The organism is Neolewinella xylanilytica, assembly GCF_002934605.1.
Classification (GTDB): domain Bacteria; phylum Bacteroidota; class Bacteroidia; order Chitinophagales; family Saprospiraceae; genus Neolewinella; species Neolewinella xylanilytica.
The window spans coordinates 696,224-718,541 of sequence record NZ_PTJC01000005.1 but is presented as its reverse complement, the minus strand read 5'-3'; the positions used below and the strand labels follow the sequence as shown (position 1 = coordinate 718,541).

Here is a 22,318-nt window from a genome sequence, read left to right as displayed (position 1 = left end):
TTATACCAGCGCCTGGTAGCTATCGTAGAGGCTCATCAGTAAGCCGTCACGGAGCGACTGGAAGGTCCAGTCCGGCTGATCGTACACCAGGCGTTCGGAAGAAACGCCCAACAGGATCATTTGCGCATCGTATCCCATCATGGCCGCGGTAGCGTGGGCGGCGGGCAGATCGGCATTTCGTGGAAGCTCGACCAGGTTCGGACGACCCCACAGGAAGAGCTGGACCGCTTGCTTCTTGTGGGAGGGCACCCGTAGGCGGTATCCTTCTACCGTGGAGGGCACGTAACCCCGGACAAAGTTCGGGTTCAGCCGCCGAAGCGTAGGGATGCGGACATCGCATTCCCTGGCAATCTTTGCCAGGTTCATGTAACGGTGGATCATGACGTAATCGGTGCCTTCCAATTCGTGCGGGATTAGGCCGTGGTCACCATAATAGTTAACGGCGTAGGCTGCGGCTACGTAGGCGGCTACGTAACGTTGGGTTTCCTGGGGCAAAAACCCCTTCACCTTTACGTACTGTTTGCTGCCGGCTAGCCGGATTCCCTTCCGCACGCGGCCGTTTCCACAGTTGTAGGCAGCGAGGGCAAGGTGCCAGTCACCGAACTCTTCGTGGAGGCGCTTGAGCATCAGTACGGCAGCTTCGGTGCTGCGGTACAGGTCCAGCCGCTCGTCGACGATGCTGTCGACCCGCAAGCCCATTTCCCGAGCGGTAGCGGGCATCAACTGCCAGAGGCCGGCGGCGAGAGCGGGAGAAACGGCACCGGGCACGAGCATCGACTCGGATACGGCTAGGTACTTAAGCGAAACGGGCATCTGGTGCTTACGCAGATAATACTCGAATACGGGGAAATACTGGTTGGCACGGCCGAGCATTCGTTCGGTACTCCGGTGCCCCAACTCCAGGTATTCGTTGATTTTACGGTCGGTAAAATCGTCGGTCGTAGCGACCTTCAGAGGTAGATCGAGCCGCTGTACGCGATTCACGATCTTGGCGCGGGTGCGCTCTATTTTAGAATTTGAGGGTGAGGTAGGAGAAGCTTGTGCTGTGTAGGTGACCGTTACCAGTAGCAATAGTAGCAACTGGTGAAGCACCGTGCGGAGCTTGCTCATAGTGTCTGTTTCGTTAAAAAATAGCGCCAGCGGGTGCAACCGGCAACGCGTGAACGGGTACCAATTCTGTCCCTAAATCCATCTAGGTGAGCCAATACCCAAATCCTAGTGAATGCAAAGCTAGGTGCATTCCTCCTTGGTAATCAAGGGCCGGACTGCACCGCTTTCTTTTTTAACGTACGGACAAACTAAGGTGTTCGGTTCTGGATTCGGCGCATCCTTACCCCTTCCGACGGATCGTCGGCCCGCACAGATGCTCACCTTACAAACCGCCAACCTCCCGGCGGACACCGAATAATATTGCCTGTCGGCATTCTGTTTAATCCAAGAATTTTTTGCAGATTTTAAGTGTTAAAATTTCCTTAACCGGTGATTTTAACACTTAGGTACGTTGATTTCGGCTTTAGAACGGGGACCGTAGCTTTGTGGCTCAATCTATTCCCATGCTTTCCATCGGTCTTATCGGCGTTGGCCATCTCGGCAAGATTCACCTGAAGTGCCTTCAACTGGCCAGCGCCGATTACGACCTGGTCGGCATCTACGATACCGACCGGAAGCTGGCGGAGGAGGTAGCAGAGACGTTCGGGGTTAACGCCTTCCCCTCCGTGGATGCGCTGATCGAGGCCGTAAAAGTGGTGGACGTGGTCACCCCGACTTCCTCCCACTATTCCGTAGTTAAAAGAGCGCTCGAAGCCGGCTGCCACGTTTTCGTTGAGAAGCCCCTCACCGAAACGCTGGAGGAGGCGCGGGAACTCATCGCCCTGAGCCGGTCAGCCGGCAAACTGGTACAGGTGGGCCACGTCGAACGTTTTAACCCCGCCCTGCTGGCCCTCGGAGACGTACCCGTCAAACCCTACTTCATCGAAGCTCACCGGCTGGCGATGTTTAATCCGCGCGGTACGGACGTAAGTGTCGTACTCGACCTCATGATCCACGATCTCGACATCGTACTGAAGCTCGCCGGAGCGGAGGTGGCCGATGTCCGGGCCAGCGGCGTAGCCGTACTGAGTACGACTCCGGATATCGTCAACGCGCGGATCGAGTTCACCAACGGCGCGGTCGCCAACCTGACCGCGTCCCGGGTAAGCCTCAAGAATATGCGCAAGGTGCGGCTCTTTCAGCGCGACGCCTACCTCAGCCTCGATCTGCTCGAAAAGGAAAGCCAAGTCGTACGCCTGTTCGATTCGGATGGTACGAATATCCCGGACCGGGGACAGCAGTTCCCCCTCGACACCCCGCGTGGCCCGCGCATTATCCACGTCGACCAGCCGAAGAGCGGTCCGGTCAATGCCATCCAGATGGAGCTCGAAAGCCTGGCCCGCAGCATCGAGCAAGGCGAGCCGGTAGCCGTCAGTATCGAAGACGGCTACCGGGCCCTGGAGCTGGCCCAGCGGATTACCGATGCCGTGGCCGCCTCACAGGCCCGCATGACCGACTCCTTCTGACGATGCGCCGTACCTGGTTCCCCCTGCTCCTGCTCCTTTTCCTGACCTCCTGCCCACCCGACCTGGAACGGGAGCCTTCGTACCTGTTCATCGAAGGTTTCGAGTTGGAAACGACGGCTGGCGAAGGAGCTGCTACCTCGGCCATCACCGAGGTTTGGGCCTTCGCGGACGAAGCCTTTATCGGGGTTTTCCCGCTACCCGGCCGCGTTCCCGTTTTTCGGACGGGCGAGGTGGTGATCCGGTTGGAAGCGGGCGTACACCAGGATGGCCGCAGTATCACGCCGGATAGCTATCCGTTTTACACCCCCGTAGAGCAAACCCTTACCCTCATAGGTGGCGAAACGATTGACTTGGGCCGCCCGGTGATTCGGTACCGAGACCGGACGACGTTCGGCTTCGTCGAAGGCTTCGAGCCCGGGTTCGAACGCGTATTCACCGATCCGCTTACTCCGGGCGGGGTCATCGCGGTGCAGTCGGACGAGGTTCGCAGCGGCGGAGCGGCAGGAGCCATTGTCCTTTCGGATGCGAATCGTCTTTCCGAAGTGGCTACCGGCCTGACCTTCCGGGATCTTAACCTCGTTCCCATCACGGTGTGGTTGGAGGTGGACTTTCTCGCCGACGCACCCACCATTTTCGGAGTTATCGGGCAAAGGGATTTGTCGATCGTACGGGTTTTCGACCCGGGGTTTCTACCCCGCGACAACTGGACCAAGATATACTTTAACCTCAGCCCGGTCGTTGGGTCGGCCGACCTGCCCGAGCTTCGGATCGCCCTCTCCAGTCTGCTCCCGAACGAGCTTGGTGCCGGAACGGTATATCTTGACAACCTAAAGTTACTCTACTTCACCCCGTGATGACGCCGCCGATCGTCCATACGCAAACCTTACAGCCGGACACCGCCGCGCGGCGGCGGCGCGACCGCTACGTCTACATTGTCGCGGATCTCCTCATGGCTTGGTTGGCCTGGGCATTGTTCCACTGGCTCAACGAGACCCCTGAACGCGCCCTGGACCCGCTCGGCATCGTCGTTGCCGGCGGTTGGCTGGCCGTATATATCCTGTTCGACCAGTACCGCGACATCTACCGACTCAGTCGACTGGCTACGCTGGCCCAAACCCTGGGTTTATCCATTGCGGGTACGGTCGCGGTCATCTTCATCTGGTTCGTCGATCGGACCGGTGATGCGGCGGCCTCCTACCAGCCCCCGCTACTTTACTTCGGCTGCCATTTTTTCCTTACCGCCTTTGCCCGTATGTTTTTACTCACGGGGGCCAGTCGCCGGTTAAAGGCCGGTGCGGTATCCTTCAATACCCTCATCGTCGGTGGTGGAGAGCGGGCCGTCGCCCTGTACGAAGACATCGTTTCCCGGCCCAAGGGTTTGGGGTATCGCTTCGTCGGATTCGTGGATGGCCAGCGTAAACAGCCGCCCCCCCTGCAACGAAGCATGCCCCGGCTAGGCGGGTTGGGCGACTTAGACCAGTTGATCCAGGATAGAAACATCGAGGAAGTGATTATCGCGATCGATACGAGCCAGCACAGCCGCCTGCGGGAGCTACTCGGCGTCCTCAGCACCTACGAACGGAATGTACTCGTCAAGATCATTCCGGACATGTACGACATCATGCTGGGTACCGTCAAGATGAATCACGTGTTTGGCGCGGTACTCATCGAGATTCGGCAAAACCTGATGCCCCGCTGGCAGCGGACCGCTAAGCGGGCACTGGACATAGGCTGTTCGCTGATCATGCTGATCTTACTTTCCCCGCTGTACGCCTACGTGGCGCTCCGTGTCCGCTTGTCCTCTGTAGGCCCTATCCTTTACACCCAGGAACGCATCGGGCTCAACGGGCAACCCTTTCGCATCATCAAGTTCCGGTCGATGTACACCGATGCAGAGCACAACGGTCCGCAGCTTAGCCGGGACGAAGACGTGCGCTGTACGCCATGGGGCGCTACCATGCGCAAGTGGCGGCTGGACGAGTTGCCTCAATTCTGGAATGTGTTGGTAGGAGATATGTCGCTCGTAGGCCCGCGCCCCGAACGCCAGTTCTACATCACCCTGATCAGCCAACAAGCCCCGCACTACCGCCATCTGCTACGGGTTCGGCCGGGAATCACCAGTTGGGGGCAGGTCAAATACGGCTACGCGAGCACGGTAGAGGAAATGATCCAGCGCCTGAAGTTCGACATCCTCTACATTGAGAACCGCTCCCTGGCCCTGGATTTCAAAATCCTCTTTTACACCTTGGTGGTGCTGATTCAGGGAAAGGGAAAATAAGCGCACGGTGCGTTAGCAGACAAGTCTCCGGTACCGGACAAATATTCCCTTTGTGCGCCAACCCGTAGAGGGAAAACCCACTAAACCGGACCCTTATGGATGAACGGCAACTATTTGGATAAGCAGCGAACGCCGTTCTGCTCAGCCGCCCATGACTACTGTCCCGAATGCCGGGATACCGACGCTCCGCTCATCAGCCTTAACCTCGGGCGATCTCAGCGGACTTCCGGCTACGAAGATCAACGCTCCAACCGATCCGCTGGAAGCCGGAGTCGACGTCAACTCTCGGGTGTACGAAGGCGTAAGCCACGAGTGCCTCGGCAGGGCCGCCATCCTGGAGCAGGCGAAGAAACCGTAGTCGTTCGCTGATGAGCGATTGGCGTCGGCGCGTATGAAAAACTGAATAGCGCACCGTTTGCTTGCCATCCCCGCGAACGCCCGGCGCACTACGCTTCGGGCGTTCTGCGTAAGGTTCCAGCCGCCGTTAAGCGGTGGGATCGTCTAACCCATCGATTAAATCTGGCAAACCGCCGGGCCGGGAGTACTTAGGTCGTCTGAATCCGGCAAACCGATGCACGCAATTATCCACGATACCGTAGGCCTGATCCACTTTCTGTCCGCCCTGCTTGCCCTCGTTACGGGGGCCTTCGTCCTGTATCTGCCCAAAGGCTCCAGTACCCACCGGCGCATTGGATACGTTTACGCCGTAACGATGATCGTGATGTTGATCACGGCTTTCCTGATTTACGCGCTCTTCGGCACCTTCGGCCCATTTCACTGGCTGGCGGTAGTGAGTACGCTCACCCTGATCGGCGGTATGGTTCCGGTCTTGTTGCGGCGTCCCGCAGCGAACTACCTCCTCTACCACTTCAGCTTCATGTACTGGTCGGTAGTCGGGCTCTACCTGGCCCTATTCGGAGAGTTAGCAGCCCACCTGCCGGAATTGATGAGCGTGGAGCGGGACCGGAGCTTGCCGCTGCTGATCGGTATCGGCGTTGCCGCGGCCGTATTCGCCGTTTCCGCCCAGCTTTTCTGGAACCGGAAAAAGCATGAGTGGTCGGCACGCTACCGGCGGCCCGTAGCTAGCTGACCCGGCCCGGCTCCCAACCAGCCCATCAGTATACCGGCGGCTACCGCGGCGTTTAGACTTTCGGTTTCCCGACCCGGGGCGCGGGGGATCGTGAGCCTCCGCTGTATCAGGTTGGCAGATTCGTCCCGGATACCGGGGCCTTCCCCCCCGATAACCAGAATTCCCGCGGGGGGGGCTTCCACCCGGTAAATAGTTTCTCCATCGAGGTCCGCTCCGAAGACCGGCACCCCGGGCAACAAAGCAACCAGCTCGGCGAGGGTCGCCGTACGGTAATCGATCCGTAGAAAAGAGCCCATGCTGGCCTGGATACTCTTCGAATTGTACAGGTCGGCCGTCCCCGGGCCGCCGTAAACGCTGGGAAAGCCGAACCAGTCGGCGATCCGTAACAAGGCACCCAAGTTACTCGGTGATTGAATACCGTCGAGGTAGAGGCACCAGCCGTCGGGGGCGGATGGCGGAGTGGCCTCCTCCTTCGGAATAGATACTACCGCTAAAACCTGGTTAGGGGTAGTTAGCTGACTTATCCGGTCCAACTCCTTCGGGGTCACCACCGTTAAAGGGACGTCCATTTCAGGGGCTACTTCCGCCACCCACTGTTCCACGGCGTAAATCCCATCTACTGCGTAGCGATCCTGGCGCAGCAGTTCGCCCACCGTGCGGCTGCCCTCGACGGTGAATTTGTGGTACTTTTGCCTGACTTTTTTCTGACGTAGGCTGCTTATGAATTTTATCGTACCGGAGCTAAGGGGCATACTGGCGGGGGGTCTGCGCTACGTCGGTCCGGCGCTGGTGGCCGCGGTCCTCCTGACGTCCTGCAATGTTACGAAATACATACCGGAGAATGAGGAACTCCTCACCGACCAGCGCGTGGAGCTCCGTAAGGGAGCAAAGGTCGCCAAACGGGGGGAAGTCGTCTACGAGCTCGGCCTGTTAGCCAAACAGCAGCCCAACGGAAACTTCCTCTTTTTCTTTCCCCGCGAGTTTTTCTACCTCGCCAACAATAGTCCCCAGGACAGCGGCCGGATCGACCGCTTCCTCCGCCAGACCATCGGCCAGCCCCCCGTTTACTACAACGATAGCCTGAGCCGGCGGTCGGCCTCCCTGATGGAAGACTTCTTGCGCTACCGGGGCTACTTCGACGCTACGGCTTATCACGAAGCCGACCGGCGCAAGCGGAAAAAGGTCAACCTCATCTACCACGTCGATCCCGGCACCCGCTTCACGATCGACACAGTGGTCTACAGCAGCCCCGAGCCGGCGGTCGACAGTATGCTGCAAGTGCTAAAGCAGGAAAGCGCCCTACAGACGGGCCAGCCCCTGAACCTGACCGCTTTCGACGAGGAGAAAGTCCGAATCGGACGATACCTCCGCGACGAAGGCTACGCATACTTTTCCGACAACTACTTCGACAAACTGGAAATCGACACCACGGAGGGGAACGGTAGCGCGGACATTTACTTGACCATCCTCCCCCCCGAGCAAGAAAATGCCTACCAGAAATACCGGATCGGTCAGATCACGGTGCTTACGGATTACAGCCCGGCCCGGGAGGTGAGTGGAGAAGCCTACCCCGGCGATACTGTAGTCAGCGGCATGCGGTTCCTGTCGTCAACCCCGGATTTCCAGATGCGCCCGGACATCCTCGCCGAAAATATTTTCCTCGAAACCGACAGCCTCTACAGCCGCGAGGCCTACGAGAAAACCACCCGCGCGCTGGGCGGCCTGGGTATCTACCGTTTCGTCCGCATCAACCAGATCCCGAACCCCGCCGATCCGAACGTGCTCGATTACCGGATCCAGCTCAGCCCCGATAAGCGGATGTCCTTCGGCGTCGATTTCGACCTGAACTATACCAACCGCAGCCAACTGCTGGCCAACTCGGCCCTGAGCAATAACCTCATCGGCGTTAGCGTCAGTCCCACCTTCCGCAACCGGAACGTCTTCGGCGGGGCCGAATTGCTCACCCTCGGCCTCCGGGCGGGGGTGGAAGTCAATCCGGTACCCGACAGTACCGCCCAGTTTTTCAATACCGTCGATCTGGCCGCCGAGGCATCGTTGAATCTACCGCGCTTCAAAGATTTCGGATTTTACGGCTTTGCGGAACGGCTCGGGCTCATCTCGGATAACTTCTACCGAAATCTGCAGGAACGGGCCAGTACCCGCTACAGTCTGGCGTACGAATACCTGTTACTGCGCACCTTCTACACCTATACGATCGCCAACGCGCGCCTTGGCTACGACTTCCGGCAATCGACCACGACCTCCTACCGGATCAATCACACCGCGCTGGACATTCTGAATTTCACCATCGAGCCGCAGTTCGATTCCATCCTGGTCAACAATCAACGCCTCCGCCGCAGCATCAGCGACCAGTACTTTCTCAGCCTGCTCTTCCGCAGCATCGAATACACCCGCATCGGCCGCCCCGACCGTCAGGGCCGGTCCATTACCCTCAACGGACAGTTCGAGCTGACGGGCGGGGAGGTATTGATCGCGCGGCAATTCGTAGACGAGCTGGACCCCAACGATCAATTCGCGCAGTATGCCCTCGGCGTGGCCGACGTCCGCTATTACAAACAATTCAGCCCCCTCCGTAGCTTTGCCACCCGCCTGCTGATCGGCGTGGCCCGCCCGCTGATCAATAGCCAGGAAGTGCCCTACGTGAAGCAGTTCTTCGCCGGCGGATCCAATTCTATGCGGGCCTGGCTCCCCCGGGGCCTGGGGCCCGGCTCGTACGTCGATCCGCTCAGCATCACCGACGACGGCCTACTGAACAATAACGTGCTCTACCAGACCGGTGACCTGCAACTCGAACTCAACTTCGAATATCGCTTCAACCTCTTCTCTTTTTTCCGGGGGGCGGTATTCACCGATATCGGGAACGTCTGGACCTTCGGGCAAGACACCGACCGCCCCGGTTCCCAGTTCCTCCTCGAAGGCCGCCTGCAGGAGCAGGAAAGCGGCACCTCCTATTACCAGGAACCCTTTTACCGCCAGCTGGCCGTGGCAGGGGGTTTCGGCCTGCGCATCGACCTCAGCTACTTCGTATTCCGCCTCGATCTGGCCGTTCCCCTCCGCTTTAATTATCCCCAAACCGGACAGGGCGAACCCATCGACCGGCTTTCCTCCGAAATCTATCCGGAACGTACCTACTGGCGGGATTTCGGCAGGTTCAGCTTCGGCGAGATCCGCCCCCAGATCGGTCTGGGGTATCCCTTTTGATTCTTACCGTAACACCGAAACCCGCACCGCGGTCCTAGCCGTTGCCTCGGTAAGCATCAGCGTATAGATTCCAGCTGGCAATCCAGCTAGCGATATCGGGTATTCCTGCTGCTTGCCGGTCAGCGCAAGATGCTGCTGCAGCACCCTGCGGCCGTTCGCGTCGATCAACTCCAGGCGACCGGCACCCACCCCTAGCGCTGTGAAGCGAAGGTGTAAACGGGTGGCCGCCGGATTCGGGAATACGTCCATCGAGGCATTAGCGGGGAAGATCGAAGCGACGCCCACCATTTCGTCGTTCAAAAAATTGACTACTACGCCGGGAGCGTTTACCCGGCTGCTGTCGCGGTCGCCTTCCGCCGTGGCTACCCGCGCCAGTCCGTCGTAAGTAACCACTTCCGGCAGTACCTCCACCTGATCGACCCACCAACCTCCCGCGCCGGTTTGGGCGTCCGAAGCGAATCGCCAGCGGAACAGGACCGACTGCCCCCGGTAATCGCCCAGGTCCAGGATCACCTCCCGGTACCCGTCGCTATCCCCCCAGAAGCTCGGCTTACCCCGTAGTACGGCTGCGCCCCGATCGGAAAGCTTGCCCCGGTAGCCATGGCGAATGAATTTGTCCTTCAGTGTCCGCCAATCCGTCCCACCATTGGTCGATACCTCCACGACGCCCCCGTCGTAGGCCGGCTCGGTATCGTAGCGGGTGAAGAAGCGCAGCACGGGGCCCGGTCCGGATATTGGGATCGGCCGCGCCGTCTGGAGAATGTGCTCCTGTTGGGAGCCTACATTGGCTACGTGCCAGACGGTATCGCCGGAAAAGGCGTCCGAACCGATGCGTTGCCATCCATTATTTCCTCCGCGGGATACGGTAGTCCAGTTTCCCGGTCCGCCCTCCACACCGTCCCCGAAAATTCGGGTAGGGGAACGGGTGGCATCCGTTTCCGCGGTATAGTGCATCACGTGCCGTTCCCCGGGTCCGAGGCGGGGCAGAACATAGGCCAGTTGGCTACCCGACACCCGGACATCCTCGGCACCGGCAATGCGGTGCGTATCGATGGTTATGCCGGCGGGCAATTCGTCGGTAATGGTCAGCCCGGTCACGGCTTCCGGCTTGTCGTTGCGGACGGTAAGGGTATATACTATCGGATCCCCCGGGCGCACGAAGTTTCGCTGGGCATTTTTACTGATTTTAAGGGTGGGCAGGCAGGCGGGATTCGGGTCGAAGGCCTCGCGGTTATCGTTGCTGGCCGTACTTTCCCCCTGCTCGGCGGAGAAGCCCAGTCCCCGGCGCCGAAACACTTCCCAGAGCAAGCAGGCATCGGCCCCGCCGTGCTCGATCGAATCGGCGGCTAGGAGCCCGTCACGGCCATCGACCAGCCCGGGGCCGCAGCGAGTGTACTTCATGGCCTCGATGACCAGCCGGACCGCGCGGTTGTTGCCGCCGTCGCCGTGTGTCAAATCCTCGTCGAAGCCGTACGTATCGACCAGTGCCCAATACATGTCCCACAGGGTGGCCGCCCAGATCTCACCCACTCCGTGGGGTACGGAGGCCGTGATCACGCGGTCGTAGGTGAGATCGTTCACGGCCGGGTCGGTGGAGTAGAACTGGCTGCGAAATCCCCGCGAATCGGTAGGCCCGGCGGTGGAGTAGACTCCGACGGAGCGCTTCTCCCTGCCCGTAGGTGCCGGGTGAGCGGATCGCGGCGTTGCGGCCAACAGGAAAAAATCGGACCACCCCTCCCCCATCTGCTCGTCGTTGAGCAGGCAGGTGGTATTGCTCGGTCCGCCGACGATCCGGTTGCTGATGCCGTGGCCGTACTCATGGGCCACGATGCCGTTGTCGAAGGAGCCGTCAATGGGCGTCCGGCTGTAATCCGCCAGGGCCAGGCGCACCGTTTCGGCCCGCAGGAGAGCTTCGCGGAGTGGCTCGGCATCGATTTGCCGGACCAGGATGACGGGAATGGTCACCGGATAATCTTCCCCGTCTTCCGTGGCGGACATTGTAAAGAGGTCGTTAGCGGGGTTGCTCACGATAACCGCCAGTGCGCCAGCCCGCTCGGCGTTATAGGCCTTCAGTTGGAAGGAGCATACGCCCCGATCGATGAGTACGATCTTGCCCCGCAGGTGAGCGGCGTTGACGAAGGAGCCGCAGCCCAGCTCCGGCTGATCACTCCCGTCGAGCCCGATCGCCAATTCGCCGGCTACGGGTTCTTTGGTCAGGGGCATCCCGAACTCCGCGCCGCCGCTGGGGAACCTTCCGGCTACGGAAGCCGGATACCGCACTTCGAGCAGCTCCGTCCGGCCCCGCCACAGAAAGAGCTGCATCCGACCCGGCTTGCCATCCCGGGGGGTATAAAAGGTGGCATTGTTGCTTCCGGATCCGTCCTGGGCTTCGGCCAGCACGGGATCCCCCGCCTGGCCGCCATTACCATAATTATGGTGCTGAAAATTACCCGCCTTCTCGTCGAAGCCGTGGGCGTAAGCCCAGTCGTGGAGCACATTGGCGTTGTAGAACAGCTGGGTGAGGGAGGCAGAAAGTAGCGACTCCGGCCCGTCGTCGGGGTGGAAGGGAAAATCGAAGTCCAGGGCAGCTCCCCCGTCGGCCACGTAGCCCGAGTCGGGTTCATTGGGCCGTGCATCCGCGTCGCGGTAGGCGTAGGCGTTGTTGCCGCGGGTGACCGTGTACTCCGCTCCGGGCCGGCCGTCCGTGTCGTGCCAGCCATAGGGAGAGGCAACCGGATCGGCGGGCTCGAAAAGCAGTTGGCGCTCGCCGTGCAGCGGAGACTCCAGGCCAAAGGGGAAAACGTGGTACATCGCACCGTCCTGGGGGGGCGTTACCCGTTTGCCTTGCTGTTGGGAGGGAGGCGTTGCACCCGCGCTCCGGCGCCCTGCTTCCGGAAACCGGCAGTTGATGGAAAGGCCCTTGCGGTACTGCTCCTCCCCCGTGACCGCGTCCACCATGCGGAGGTAATGGATGCCGGCCGGGCGGTCGTCGATCGTGAGCTGCCAGCAGAGGCGGACCGCATTGCTGTCGGGAAGGGGAAAGTAGACCAGTTCGCCTTCCTCCAGCACCGCTTCCGGAGGCGGGTACCCCGCCTGGTACGCTTCCCGCAGGGTCAGTCTAGGCACGGTCGCTACGGCCCGCTCCCGCAGCCGGGGCTGCAGCCAGGAAACATGGTGTACCACCTCATCGCCCCGAAAGTGAACGGCGGCGCCGGCGTTGTAGACGGGGAGACCGTAGACGGACTGGCCCAGGTATACATGCTCCACGCCGCTGGGCGAAGGATACCGATCCACCACGGTCAGCTCGGTGAGGTCGGTGGCGCTCACCCCCAGCTGGGCGGTCCGGGCGCGCAGAAACTCCACCGCCGGTAGTTGCCCTTCCTGGCCCCGGACGGCGGACGCCGCGAAGCAAAACAATACCAACGGGAGTAACCACCTCATGCGAGCAAATTAACCATGCGGCGGCCAGCGGGCAACGCCGGACGCTACTAGCCTAACGCGAATGGGGAAGCAAGTCGTTCGACGGACGAAAGCGAGCCGGATTTTAACGTTCCACGAAGAAGACCTGGTCTTCGGCAAAGAGCGGCTTGCGGGCGTAGCGCAGGAACAGTTGGGCGGTTGCCAGTACGTCCTTCTCACAGTAGACGGCGATGCGCTCCACGTCGTCCTCTTCCCAGAACACCCGCCCGACGTCGCCGCCGTCGATGTCGTCTTTCGGACTGGGGAAGCCCAGGATGCCGGCCAGCAGCTTCAGGGAGACGTAGGATTTTCGATCGCCGAACTTCCACAGCTCCATCGTATCCACCAGGTGCTTGGTTTCCCAGGGCTTTTTGCCCGAGATGTCGAGCAATTTCGGCATGGGCAGCTGGTTGATGACGATGCGCCGGCACATATAAGGGACGTCGAATTCCTTGATGTTGTGACCGCAGAGAAAGTACTTGTTCGGGTCGCCATAATACTGATCGATCATCTCGTTGAAGTCGGTCAGCAGCTTGGCCTCGTCGCGGTTGGCGAAGGATTTGAGGCGGATCTTGAGCTTGCGGTCCGAATCGCGGTATACCGCCCCGACGCTGATGCAGACGATCTTGCCGAACTCGGCGAAGATGCCGGCTTTATCGTCGTACGATTCGGCCAGTTCTTCGCCTTCGATGGTTTCCCCGTACCGCCGCAGCGCGCCGGGGGCCTTGAGCGACCAGAGGTACTGCATGTTTTCGTCCAGATCGGTGTAGGTGGGGGCGCCACTTACCGTTTCGATGTCGAGGAAAAGGACTTTGGTGATGTCGATCTGGTCAACCATAATTGTTAGCGTTTGGTGCCCTGGTACTGGACGGTGAGGCGGTCGAGCTCCCGCAGCAGGTTGGCGACGTTGCTGGTAAAGACGAACTCCACGCGCCGGTTCTGGTAGCGGCCCTCCTCGGTGGCGTTGCTCTGGGTCGGCCCGTACTCTCCGCGGGTGGCACCGGTGATCCGGTTCGGGCTAATGTAGTACTCCGTGGCCAATTTGTCGGCCAGCGTGGCGGCGCGCAGGGCTCCGTACTCCCAATTATCGGTGTTGCGGATGGGATTGGGCTGGTTGTCGGTATGCCCCACGATCTGCAGTTTAAGCAGGGGGTTCGTCCCTAGCGTGCCCGCCAGGGTTTTCAGCACCGCGGCGGCATCGTCGACGAGGTAGCCGACTGACCGCGGACGAAAGAGGGAGCTCTCCTGGACGCTCAGGATGACCTCCCCGGGGCGGTCCAGGATGACATACTGGCCGCTGTCCAGCTTCGTCTCCAGGGAGTCGCTGAGGCGGTTGGCCACGGCCGAAAGGCTGGAGCTGTAATCATCGATGATGGCCGCCTGGAGGGCGATGAGGGAGTCGAGATTGGCTTCTCGGCGCTCGAGGGCTTCGCGCAGGTTCTCCAGCTGTTCGTTCAACTCACTGTTCGTGCTGGAGAGGTTGCTTTGCAGGGCTTCGATGCGATCGTCTTGTTCGAGGAGCCGGTCCTGCAGGCGGTTCTGGGTTTCGAGCAGCATGTCGTTACCACCGCGGCTGCGTTCGAGGGCGAGCGTCAGTTGGTAGATCGAGTCGGCCTGAACGGCGGCCAGGCTGTCGAGGGTATCGATCCGCGGTTGGTAGCGTTCGGCCGCCTTTTTCGGGGAGATACAACCGGCTAGGGCCAGGGCCAGGAGGCCGGTAAGGAGTAGACGCATGGGGCTAAATTAGCGTATGGGTACCGGATCGAAACGCAGGGCGGGTCCGTTTTCGCGTAGCCACCGGTCGTGCACTTTGTATTCCGGTAGGGCACGGGCTACGTGCCCCCAGAATTTCGGCCCGTGGTTGGCCTCGAGCAGGTGGGCCAGCTCGTGAATGATGACGGCGTCCAGCACGGCGGGCGGGGCCAGCAGGAGCCGAGTAGCCAGGTTGATGTTGCCGCGGTGGGAGCAGGAGCCCCAGCGGGTGTAGGTGTCGCTCAGTTTGACTTCGTGGATCTTGCGCTGGAAGTGGTAGTCGTTGAGCTCGTGGACGCGGCGGGTGATCTCCGGCAGGCAGCCCCCGGCGAAGTATTTCGCCAGCAATTTGGGAATCGCCTTCGTTTGTTGGGGCGCCGGAGCGCAGGAACTAAGCTTGACGGTCAGGGAATGTCCGTTGGTGGGTACAATGGTGTGCGTCTTGCCCGGGTGCGTTCGTACCGCAATCCGGTATTCCTCCCCCCGAAAATCGAAGGTGTAGGCTTCCGCTACGGGCGGGGCTACCAGGTGGGCGAAGGCTTCCGGCCGGTCGGCGGCGGTCCGGCGGGCCCAGTCGACCATTTCCTGGATGCGGCGCTGCCGCTCCTTCTCGCCCAATGCGTGCGGTAATCGGATGTACAGCGCCCGTTGTCGCACCGACGCGATGGTGGACCGCCGCCCCCGCTCCGTGATGATGCGTACGGGCACCCGCATCCCGTTCAGGTCGAGGGTGGTGCGCTGCTCGGCGGTTTTGCGGGGCATGGGGAAGGACAATGTTTGAAGTAGGAGGGACAAAGTAAGAAGGTCCGGTGAGCTGGTCGGTTCTTACTCGGGCCTGTACCGGACGAAGATAGCTCCCCGCCCCCGCGGCCCTGGAAGGGACGCCCTTAACCAGCGAGGTCCGCACCAAGCGCAGCGCGTGGAGGGCCTCGCGCCTCCTACCTAATCCCCAACCCGGCCAAATCCCCCCAAAAATCCGGGTAGCTCTTCTCCACGACTTCCGGATGCTCGATCCGCACCGGGTGCAACAGGGCCAGCGGAGCCAGCGCCATCGCCATGCGGTGATCGTGGTAGGTGGAAAAAGTGGGCGTAGCGGCTGCGAAATCCGCCTTCCCCTCCTGGGCGAAGTACTGGATCCCTGTCTTGCCCGCCATGCGGGGGGGGATCTTGTAGAGGGATACGCCCAGTTTGCCGAGTTCGGCTTTCATGGCCTTTACGCGGTCGGTTTCCTTGATAAAGAGTGTTTGCAGACCGGAGTAGAGCCCCTGTACGCCGAGTCCGGCGCAGGTGGCCATCAGGGTCTGGGCGATGTCGGGGCATTCTACGAAGTCGTGCTCGAAGAGGGGGGGGGGGGGGGTACCGGCCGGCTTTTTGATGTGAATACCTTCCGGGGTGTAGGTGGTGGTTACTCCGAAGTCCTCGTAGAGCTTACTGACGACGGCGTCGCCCTGGAGGCTGTCCTCGAAGAGGCCGTCGATGCGCAGGTCGGCTTCTTCGGCCAGGGCGGCCAAGCTGTAGTAGTAGCTGGCGGCCGACCAGTCGGCTTCGACGGTGAAGGGACGGGAATCGTAGGTCTGCGGATTAATTACGATGGTCTGCCCCTCCCAGTGGTGGTGCACGCCGAAGTGTTCCATCATCGCCAGGGTCATGCGGATGTAGGGCAGGCTGACGATCTCGCCCTCCAGGGTGAGCTTCAGGCCGGTGGGCAGCGTGGGGGCCAGCATCAGTAGGCTGGAAATGTATTGGCTGCTGGTGTCGGCGGCGATGCTGACGCGGTCGCTTTTATCTAGCGCGCTGTAACCGATACGGAGGGGTGGGTAGCCCTCCTTTTCCGCGTATTCGATGTCGGCCCCCAGGGTACGGAGCGCGTCCACCAGGATGCCGATCGGGCGCTCCTTCATCCGTTGACTGCCGGTGAGCAGTTGGATGCCGCGGCGGCGGCAGAGGTAGCCGGTGAGGAAGCGGTAGGTGGTGCCCGCGGGTCCGCAGTCCAGCACCTCGTCCTCGCTTTCCAGCAGTTTTTGCATCCGCACGGTGTCGTCGGCGGCGGCCAATCCGTTTATTTCAAATCCGCCCGGGGTGAGGGCGCGGATCAGCAGGGCGCGGTTGGCAATCGATTTGGAACCGGTCAGGCGTAGGTGGCCGCGGAGGGGTCCGCCGGCGTAAGTAATCTCTTTGGGGGCATCCATGCCGCGAAGGTACGCTGCTAGGGAAAAGAACCTATCGCTTGAGGACCTTCCGGTTTCCCCAGTGCCCGTGGATGACGTACCACCCTGCCGGCAGGGTCCGAAGGTCGAGTTGCAGTCCGGTGGACGGACGGGGGGAAACGATGACGGCATCCGTGACGTCCGTCCCGCTTAAATCGCTGACCCGGATCTCGCCCGGCGATGCGTCGATATCGAGGTATAGATAGTCGTGGGCTGGGTTCGGGTAGGCGGTGAAGGCAGCCGCGACGTAAGCCTGATCGTGGTGTATACTGCGCACTTCGGAATAGGTAGTGACTCCCGAGACGTCGACCTGAGCGAGTCGGTAATAGGTTGTCCCTCCGGCGAATTCCGGATCGAGGTAGTGATAGCGGTGGCCATACGGTCGATCGCCTTCCCCGGGCAGGGTAGCGAGGGTCTTCCAATGGCCGCCTGGTACGGAACGCTGCACGAGGAAGGTTTCGTGATTCTCCTCCCGGGCGGTCTCCCATTCCAGTGCGACGCCCGCCGGGGTGGAAGTTGCGGAAAAGGCGATCAGATCCACCGGTAGCGAGGCGGGTAAGACCTTCCCGAAGGTAAAGTTATCCAGGACCGGCCGGTTATTCCCGGCACCGTCAATGTCGTAACCGATGAGGATGTCGGCGGTCTTGTCCCAGTAAAGCGTTTGCCCGGGGGTGGTGAAGGCTGGTGTCCACACGACGGATCCGTCGATGCTCAGCCTAGCCTCCCCGGAATAGGGGTTATAGACAAACCGCAGTCGGTGAAAACGATTATCGTTCAGATCGATCTCGTAGACGGGGGAGGTGAAGGTGGTGATGTTCCCTTCCTCCGGGTCCTGGAGGCGGTACGTCACCTGCGCGCCGGCGGCGGTACCGAAAATGAAGTTCGCGCCGCGGCTGATCAGGGTGCCGATGGCCTCGTCCCGTTGGTAATCCAAGGAAATGTCGATGCCGTCCACGTTGAAGGCCTCGTGGGCGGGGACCACCAAATGGATGTTGGCCTTATCGCCGGCATTGGCGGCATTGCCCCCGGCGCGGAGACCGGCGGAGAGCCCGTTGGTTCCGCCGACACCGCCGGCCGCAATGGTAGCGTACGGACTAATGGTAGTCGCCGTCAGGCCCGCCGGACCGACGTCCGGTTGGGTCACCGAAGCGTCCCACGAAAAATGAAGAATGGTTTCCTGGCTATGGGCGGGGTGAAAACCACATACCATCAGCAGGACCAGGTAAATAAATGGTCGCATAGGGTTTCATAGGCGTAGACTAAAGCTAAAAGCTTGTTCCCGTAAGCAAACGGTCCAGAAGGGAGCGATCATGCGCGGGGTGCGCACTTTATACCCTCCGGACGGTCCGGGGGGTGCATTTCCGGGTAGCGCGGAGGCTGTTACAAATCATGGATGGCGGTGATCCGGGTCATTTCCTGCCCGCGGCGGTGGCGGCATCTTTGTCCCATCACCAAACGAATACAGCCATGCGCTTCTACGCAATCACCTTCGATAAAGTCGTCATTCGCTTCTACCTGATGATGGGGGTGGTACTGCTGGGTATGTTCAGCGGATACTACCTGATCGCCGGACTGGCCCTCCCCCTCTTCCTCAGCGCGGTGCTGGGTATCAGCTTCAAGCCGGAAGTCCCGGTTCTCGCGGATTCCAAGGTGCTCCCGTTGGCGAAGGCCAAGCAAGGCAAGCTCGAAAAGGCAGCCTAACCGACTTTGCTAACGACGTTTTCGCCGGAATATCAAAGCACTCACTTGTTCCCGGGGCGGCAGAATGGAAAACCCTCCCGGAGCCGCCCCGCTTTCTTACCTTCGCCGTAGGTCGAAATAAAGAAAATGGCACCCCCCACGGAGCAGGATGACGGACGCAGGCTAAAGGCCCTTTTCGAAATGGCCACCGACGGCATCATCACCATGAACGGGCGGGGCGTAATCGAAAATGCCAACAAGGCCGCCGCCGACCTTTTCGGCTACACCGTAGCCGAGATGCTGGGCCAAAAGGTCAACATGCTGATGGGCGATCACGACCGGGTACACCACGACGCCTACCTCCAGCGGTATCAGCGTACGCGGGAACCCCACATCATCGGGATCGGGCGGGAAGTGATCGGGCGGTGTAAGAGCGGGCGGGAATTCCCCCTACGCCTCGCGGTCAGCGAAGTCAAACTGGACAACGGGGTGCTCTACACCGGCATTCTACACGACCTCACCGAATATCACAAGGCCCAGGACCGGGTCAATGAGCTGAACCGGGAACTGGAAAACAAAGTACAGGACCGGACGGCGGCCCTCCGGGCCCGGGAAGTGGAGCTCAAACGCGCACTCGGCCGCGAACGGGAGCTCAACGAGCTTAAGAGCCGCTTCCTGAGCATGGCCAGCCACGAATTCAAGACGCCGCTGAGCACGGTGCTCAGCTCGGCGGAAATTATCGAACTCTACCAGGAAGCCGAGCAGCAACCCAAACGCCTGCGCCACCTGGACCGCATCAAATCGGCCGTCAGCCAGCTCACCGAAGTGCTCGACGACTTCCTTTCCCTCTCCCAACTCGATCAGGGGGAAGTGACCGTCAACGAACATTCCATCGACGTGCGGGCGCTACTGGCCACCAGCATCGAGACGAGCGAAGGGCAGCTCCGCCCCGGACAACGTGTGGAAATGGTCGTGGAAGAGACGGTCAGGACGGTATACACCGACGCCAAGCTGTTGCGGCACGTCCTGATGAACCTCATCTCCAACGCCGCCAAATATTCCCCGGAGGGTGCCCCGATCGTCGTCCGCGCGGAAGCCGCCCGCGACCGGATCCTTATCTCCGTGGAGGACCGGGGTATCGGCATCCCGGAGGCGGACCGGCCCCATCTGTTCGATCGCTTCTTCCGGGCCGGCAACGTGGAGAACATCAAGGGAACCGGGCTGGGGCTCAACATCGTGCGCCATTACGTCGAGTTACTATCGGGCAGCATCGACTTCCGGAGCGAGCTCGGGCGGGGCACGACCTTTACCGTCTCCCTCTCCAACCAGCCCAACCATGGATAAAACGAATATCCTCATCATCGAAGACAACGAGGAGGTACGCGAAAACCTCGCCGAGATTCTCGAGCTGTACGGCTATGGCGTGTCAACCGCCCGCCACGGACTAGAAGGGGTCAAGCTGGCCCTCACCGAAGCGCCCGACCTGATCCTCTGCGACGTGATGATGCCCGAACTGGATGGCTACGGCGTGCTCAATCTGCTTTCCGAAAACGACCAGACGGCCGGAATCCCCTTCGTATTCATCACCGCCCGCACGGAAAAGGAAGACATCCGCCGCGGCATGAACCTGGGCGCCGACGATTACATTACCAAGCCCTTCTACAAGGACGAGCTACTGCAGGTCATCCGGACCCGCCTGAAGAAGGCCGCCCGCGGCGGCACGGCCACCGCCCCGGCCGCCGCTCACCTCAGCGATCCCGGGAGGGGCATGGACACCCTACTCGCCGCCTTTTCGGACCAGGGCAACCGGCTTACGTACGATCAGGGAGAAACCATTGCCCGCGACGGAGAGTACCCGCATTTTTTATACCGCATTGAGGAGGGGCACGTCCACCTCACCCGTACCCACGAGTACGGCCGCGATTACATCATCGCCGACCTGGGGCCCGGTGACCTGTTCGGCACCGCTTGCCTCCTCGAACGCATCCCCCTGTACTATACCGCCCGGGCAGCCACTAAAACCGTGCGCTGTGCCCGCCTACCCGGCCCCCGGCTACTGGAACTGGTGAACCAAGACCGGCACGTAGCCGAGGCGCTGATGCACCTGCTCGCCGGTGAAACCGTTGAACGGTCCGACCGCCTGGTGCAGCAAGCCTACGACAGCGTGCGCCGCCGGACCGCGCTGGTCCTCTGCGACCTGCACGAACGGTACGGGGAAACAGCCATCGAATTGTCGCGCGAAGAACTGGCCCAAATGGTCGGAACGACGAAGGAAAGCGTGATTCGCGCCCTCTCCGATTTTCGGCGCGATGGGCTGATCGTTACCGACGGCCGCCAGATCACGGTTGCCGAGCCCGCCAGGCTCAGAGGGCTGCTGGTGTAACCGTGTTCGAACCCGCTTTCGGCGTAGTGCGGGCGGTTTCACCGCCACCGAAGAGTAAGAGTACGTTCCACAGCGCCTCGCTGGTGCCCCTCATCACGGCTTCCGGTATCGCATCGTTGCGGTGAACGAAACCCTCCACCTCCCGCAAACGGCTTTCCAGGGCCAGGTGGGCTTCGAGAAAGGGGAGCGGATTCCGGGCAATGGAGGGATAGACAACGGGATCCGGTCGCAGATACCGGATCGAGGCCCACTCCCGCAGGGCGTTTGCCGCACAGTTCCTTCCTTCCTGGACGAATGCGTCCCGGTCCGCATAAAGCGTACCCACTTCGAGCCATGCCCCGATGAAGTCATACAGGTTCAGCACGTAGAGCTCGGCGGATACCGGGGGGTCTGCGGCCCGGACTTCGTATACGGCCTGGTCGAGTTGGACGGCGGCCAGATCGAGTTCTCCGCCGTTGATGGATGCCAGGGACTCCAGAAAGGCGCATTCCGCCCGGTCGAAACGGTACATGCGCTCATCCAGGTCGGCATCGGCCAGCGGGCGGTACCCTACCGTTCGCAGGGAACGCAGGTGAGCGTTGAGCTCGGTTGCCGCGATCTGACTGGCCAGCGTATCCCGGTGGGTAAGCCCGTAAAGGAGTCGGACGAAAGCGGATTCGGCCGCTACCCCGGTGACGATCTGTTCCTCGCTGCAGGCAACGGACCAGAAGAGCGGCATCAGCAGGAGGAGCATGGGGAGCCGCACGATCAGGCTTCTTTTTGGTGATCGAATTGGTAGTTGCCCCGCGGGTTCTCGGCCGACTGGGCGTGCAGTACCAGCACCGGCAGGGTGGAACGCAGCGCTAAATCCTGGGTAAGGGTGGCCTGCAAAAAGGCTTGCCACCGTTTCCGCGACCGGTTGACCACTACCATCAGGTCGGCATCGATACCGTTCGCGAAATTCAGCAGCCCCTCACTGATGTCGTCGTCCTGGACCGTGACCACCTCGAAGGGGAAGCCGGCCCCGGCGTCACGGCGCTTGATCAATTGCATCAACTTCCAGGGTACGAAGGTGGTGTCGCCGTCCGCATTCAGGCGTTCCACGTGCACGAAATGGACGCGGCTGCCACCGTAGAGGTCGGATAATTCCTCGAGGTAGGCCAGGGGAGCAGGATCGGCGGTATCGTGATTGTTGGCGACTACGACCTCCCGGATGGGGCGGTGCCGGACATCCGGGGGAACGATCATGACGGGACAGTCGCAACTTTCCGAAACGGTAGTCGTCGTGCTGCCGAGCCATTTTCCTAGCACCGATTCGGAGCTGCGGGAGGCCATCACGACCAGGCTGATGTCCGGCTGCTCCGCCCGTTTACCGATCGCAAAGGCGGGCCGGAGGCTCACGTCGGCCTCGTAGGTAACTTCTACCCCGGTGGGTGGTTCTACGGCCAGCAAGTCACCGTAGGCTCCCTTCGAATAGGCGAACTCCCGTAACCTGGCCTCGAAACTCCCCTGGATGGTCCCGTCGCCACCGATGTACAGGTTGGTGCGCGGATCGATCGAGCCGCTGTAGTAATGCACCAGTACGACGTGCAATCCCCGGCGCTCGGCCAGGTGCAGGCCGTAGCGGTAGGCGTTGTGGGAGGCGCGGCTGAAATCGACGGGAATGAGAATGTGCGTCATGGTTGGCGGGTTGGTTTACTCAAAGTTCCGTTC

At 61.0% G+C, this 22,318-nt stretch carries 19 protein-coding genes; 9 read left to right on the top strand and 10 right to left on the bottom strand.

Translation table 11 applies throughout. From position 1 onward, the window contains the following. On the bottom strand, positions 1 to 1,110 hold the full coding sequence (locus tag CLV84_RS02870) for a lytic transglycosylase domain-containing protein (RefSeq protein WP_104418228.1): 1,110 nt from the start codon (positions 1,108 to 1,110) through the stop codon (positions 1 to 3). Positions 1,111 to 1,553: 443 nt separating this feature from the next. Here CLV84_RS02870 and CLV84_RS02865 point away from each other — a divergent pair, with 443 nt between their 5' ends. The 5 genes from CLV84_RS02865 (at position 1,554) to CLV84_RS02845 (ending at position 5,923) form a co-directional block, all read left to right on the top strand. Continuing rightward, positions 1,554 to 2,555, top strand: coding sequence for a Gfo/Idh/MocA family protein (locus tag CLV84_RS02865; protein ID WP_104418227.1), 1,002 nt, complete (start codon positions 1,554 to 1,556; stop codon positions 2,553 to 2,555). Positions 2,556 to 2,557: 2 nt separating this feature from the next. Beyond that, positions 2,558 to 3,409, top strand: coding sequence for a hypothetical protein (locus CLV84_RS02860; RefSeq protein ID WP_104418226.1), 852 nt, complete (start codon positions 2,558 to 2,560; stop codon positions 3,407 to 3,409). After that, positions 3,409 to 4,833 carry a sugar transferase gene (locus CLV84_RS02855; protein WP_104418225.1) on the top strand — a complete coding sequence of 475 codons (1,425 nt, stop codon included), beginning with the start codon at positions 3,409 to 3,411 and terminating at the stop codon, positions 4,831 to 4,833. The genes CLV84_RS02860 and CLV84_RS02855 overlap by 1 nt, the downstream gene beginning before the upstream one ends. A 151-nt stretch (positions 4,834 to 4,984) precedes the next feature. Then, entirely contained in the window at positions 4,985 to 5,191 is a 207-nt protein-coding gene (locus CLV84_RS21420) for a hypothetical protein (RefSeq protein WP_146088682.1), read from the top strand. Positions 5,192 to 5,404: 213 nt separating this feature from the next. Then, positions 5,405 to 5,923, top strand: coding sequence for a DUF2306 domain-containing protein (locus tag CLV84_RS02845; protein ID WP_104418223.1), 519 nt, complete (start codon positions 5,405 to 5,407; stop codon positions 5,921 to 5,923). Here CLV84_RS02845 and CLV84_RS02840 read toward each other — a convergent pair. Continuing rightward, complete coding sequence (locus tag CLV84_RS02840) at positions 5,899 to 6,675, bottom strand: TrmH family RNA methyltransferase (RefSeq protein WP_104418222.1); 777 nt, start codon at positions 6,673 to 6,675, stop codon at positions 5,899 to 5,901. The two genes, CLV84_RS02845 and CLV84_RS02840, sit on opposite strands and share 25 nt — an antisense overlap. On the opposite strand from CLV84_RS02840, the gene tamL reads away from it, so the two are divergent. Further along, entirely contained in the window at positions 6,644 to 9,145 is a 2,502-nt protein-coding gene (gene tamL / locus CLV84_RS02835; protein WP_104418221.1) for a translocation and assembly module lipoprotein TamL, read from the top strand. The genes CLV84_RS02840 and tamL overlap by 32 nt on opposite strands. Before the next feature lie 3 nt (positions 9,146 to 9,148). On the opposite strand, the gene CLV84_RS02830 is transcribed toward tamL, so the two are convergent. From CLV84_RS02830 to CLV84_RS02805, 6 genes are all read right to left on the bottom strand, one after another. Beyond that, positions 9,149 to 12,586, bottom strand: a complete 3,438-nt coding sequence (locus CLV84_RS02830; RefSeq protein ID WP_104418220.1) for a M36 family metallopeptidase — start codon at positions 12,584 to 12,586, stop codon at positions 9,149 to 9,151. Between the two features lie 103 nt (positions 12,587 to 12,689). Then, on the bottom strand, positions 12,690 to 13,442 hold the full coding sequence (locus CLV84_RS02825; protein WP_104418219.1) for a ribonuclease H-like domain-containing protein: 753 nt from the start codon (positions 13,440 to 13,442) through the stop codon (positions 12,690 to 12,692). A 5-nt stretch (positions 13,443 to 13,447) separates the two neighbouring features. Further along, complete coding sequence (locus CLV84_RS02820) at positions 13,448 to 14,338, bottom strand: OmpA/MotB family protein (RefSeq protein ID WP_104418218.1); 891 nt, start codon at positions 14,336 to 14,338, stop codon at positions 13,448 to 13,450. 9 nt (positions 14,339 to 14,347) lie between these two features. After that, entirely contained in the window at positions 14,348 to 15,118 is a 771-nt protein-coding gene (locus CLV84_RS02815; protein WP_104418217.1) for a M48 family metallopeptidase, read from the bottom strand. 176 nt (positions 15,119 to 15,294) lie between these two features. After that, positions 15,295 to 16,545: a 3-phosphoshikimate 1-carboxyvinyltransferase gene (locus tag CLV84_RS02810; RefSeq protein WP_104418216.1), complete on the bottom strand. Its 1,251-nt coding sequence runs from the start codon at positions 16,543 to 16,545 to the stop codon at positions 15,295 to 15,297. Between the two features lie 31 nt (positions 16,546 to 16,576). Further along, positions 16,577 to 17,803, bottom strand: coding sequence for a T9SS type A sorting domain-containing protein (locus CLV84_RS02805; protein WP_104418215.1), 1,227 nt, complete (start codon positions 17,801 to 17,803; stop codon positions 16,577 to 16,579). Between the two features lie 227 nt (positions 17,804 to 18,030). Here CLV84_RS02805 and CLV84_RS02800 point away from each other — a divergent pair, with 227 nt between their 5' ends. From CLV84_RS02800 to CLV84_RS02790, 3 genes are all read left to right on the top strand, one after another. Next, on the top strand, positions 18,031 to 18,264 hold the full coding sequence (locus CLV84_RS02800; protein WP_104418214.1) for a hypothetical protein: 234 nt from the start codon (positions 18,031 to 18,033) through the stop codon (positions 18,262 to 18,264). 126 nt (positions 18,265 to 18,390) lie between these two features. Further along, positions 18,391 to 19,587 carry a PAS domain-containing sensor histidine kinase gene (locus tag CLV84_RS02795; protein ID WP_104418213.1) on the top strand — a complete coding sequence of 399 codons (1,197 nt, stop codon included), beginning with the start codon at positions 18,391 to 18,393 and terminating at the stop codon, positions 19,585 to 19,587. Continuing rightward, a complete protein-coding gene (locus CLV84_RS02790) occupies positions 19,580 to 20,626 on the top strand; it encodes a response regulator (protein ID WP_104418212.1) in 1,047 nt (348 codons plus the stop codon). Before CLV84_RS02795 ends, CLV84_RS02790 begins: the two co-directional genes overlap by 8 nt. Here CLV84_RS02790 and CLV84_RS02785 read toward each other — a convergent pair. Then, positions 20,607 to 21,371, bottom strand: a complete 765-nt coding sequence (locus CLV84_RS02785) for a hypothetical protein (RefSeq protein WP_104418211.1) — start codon at positions 21,369 to 21,371, stop codon at positions 20,607 to 20,609. The two genes, CLV84_RS02790 and CLV84_RS02785, sit on opposite strands and share 20 nt — an antisense overlap. A gap of 2 nt (positions 21,372 to 21,373) precedes the next feature. Beyond that, complete coding sequence (locus CLV84_RS02780; protein WP_104418210.1) at positions 21,374 to 22,285, bottom strand: universal stress protein; 912 nt, start codon at positions 22,283 to 22,285, stop codon at positions 21,374 to 21,376. Positions 22,286 to 22,318 lie beyond the last annotated feature (33 nt).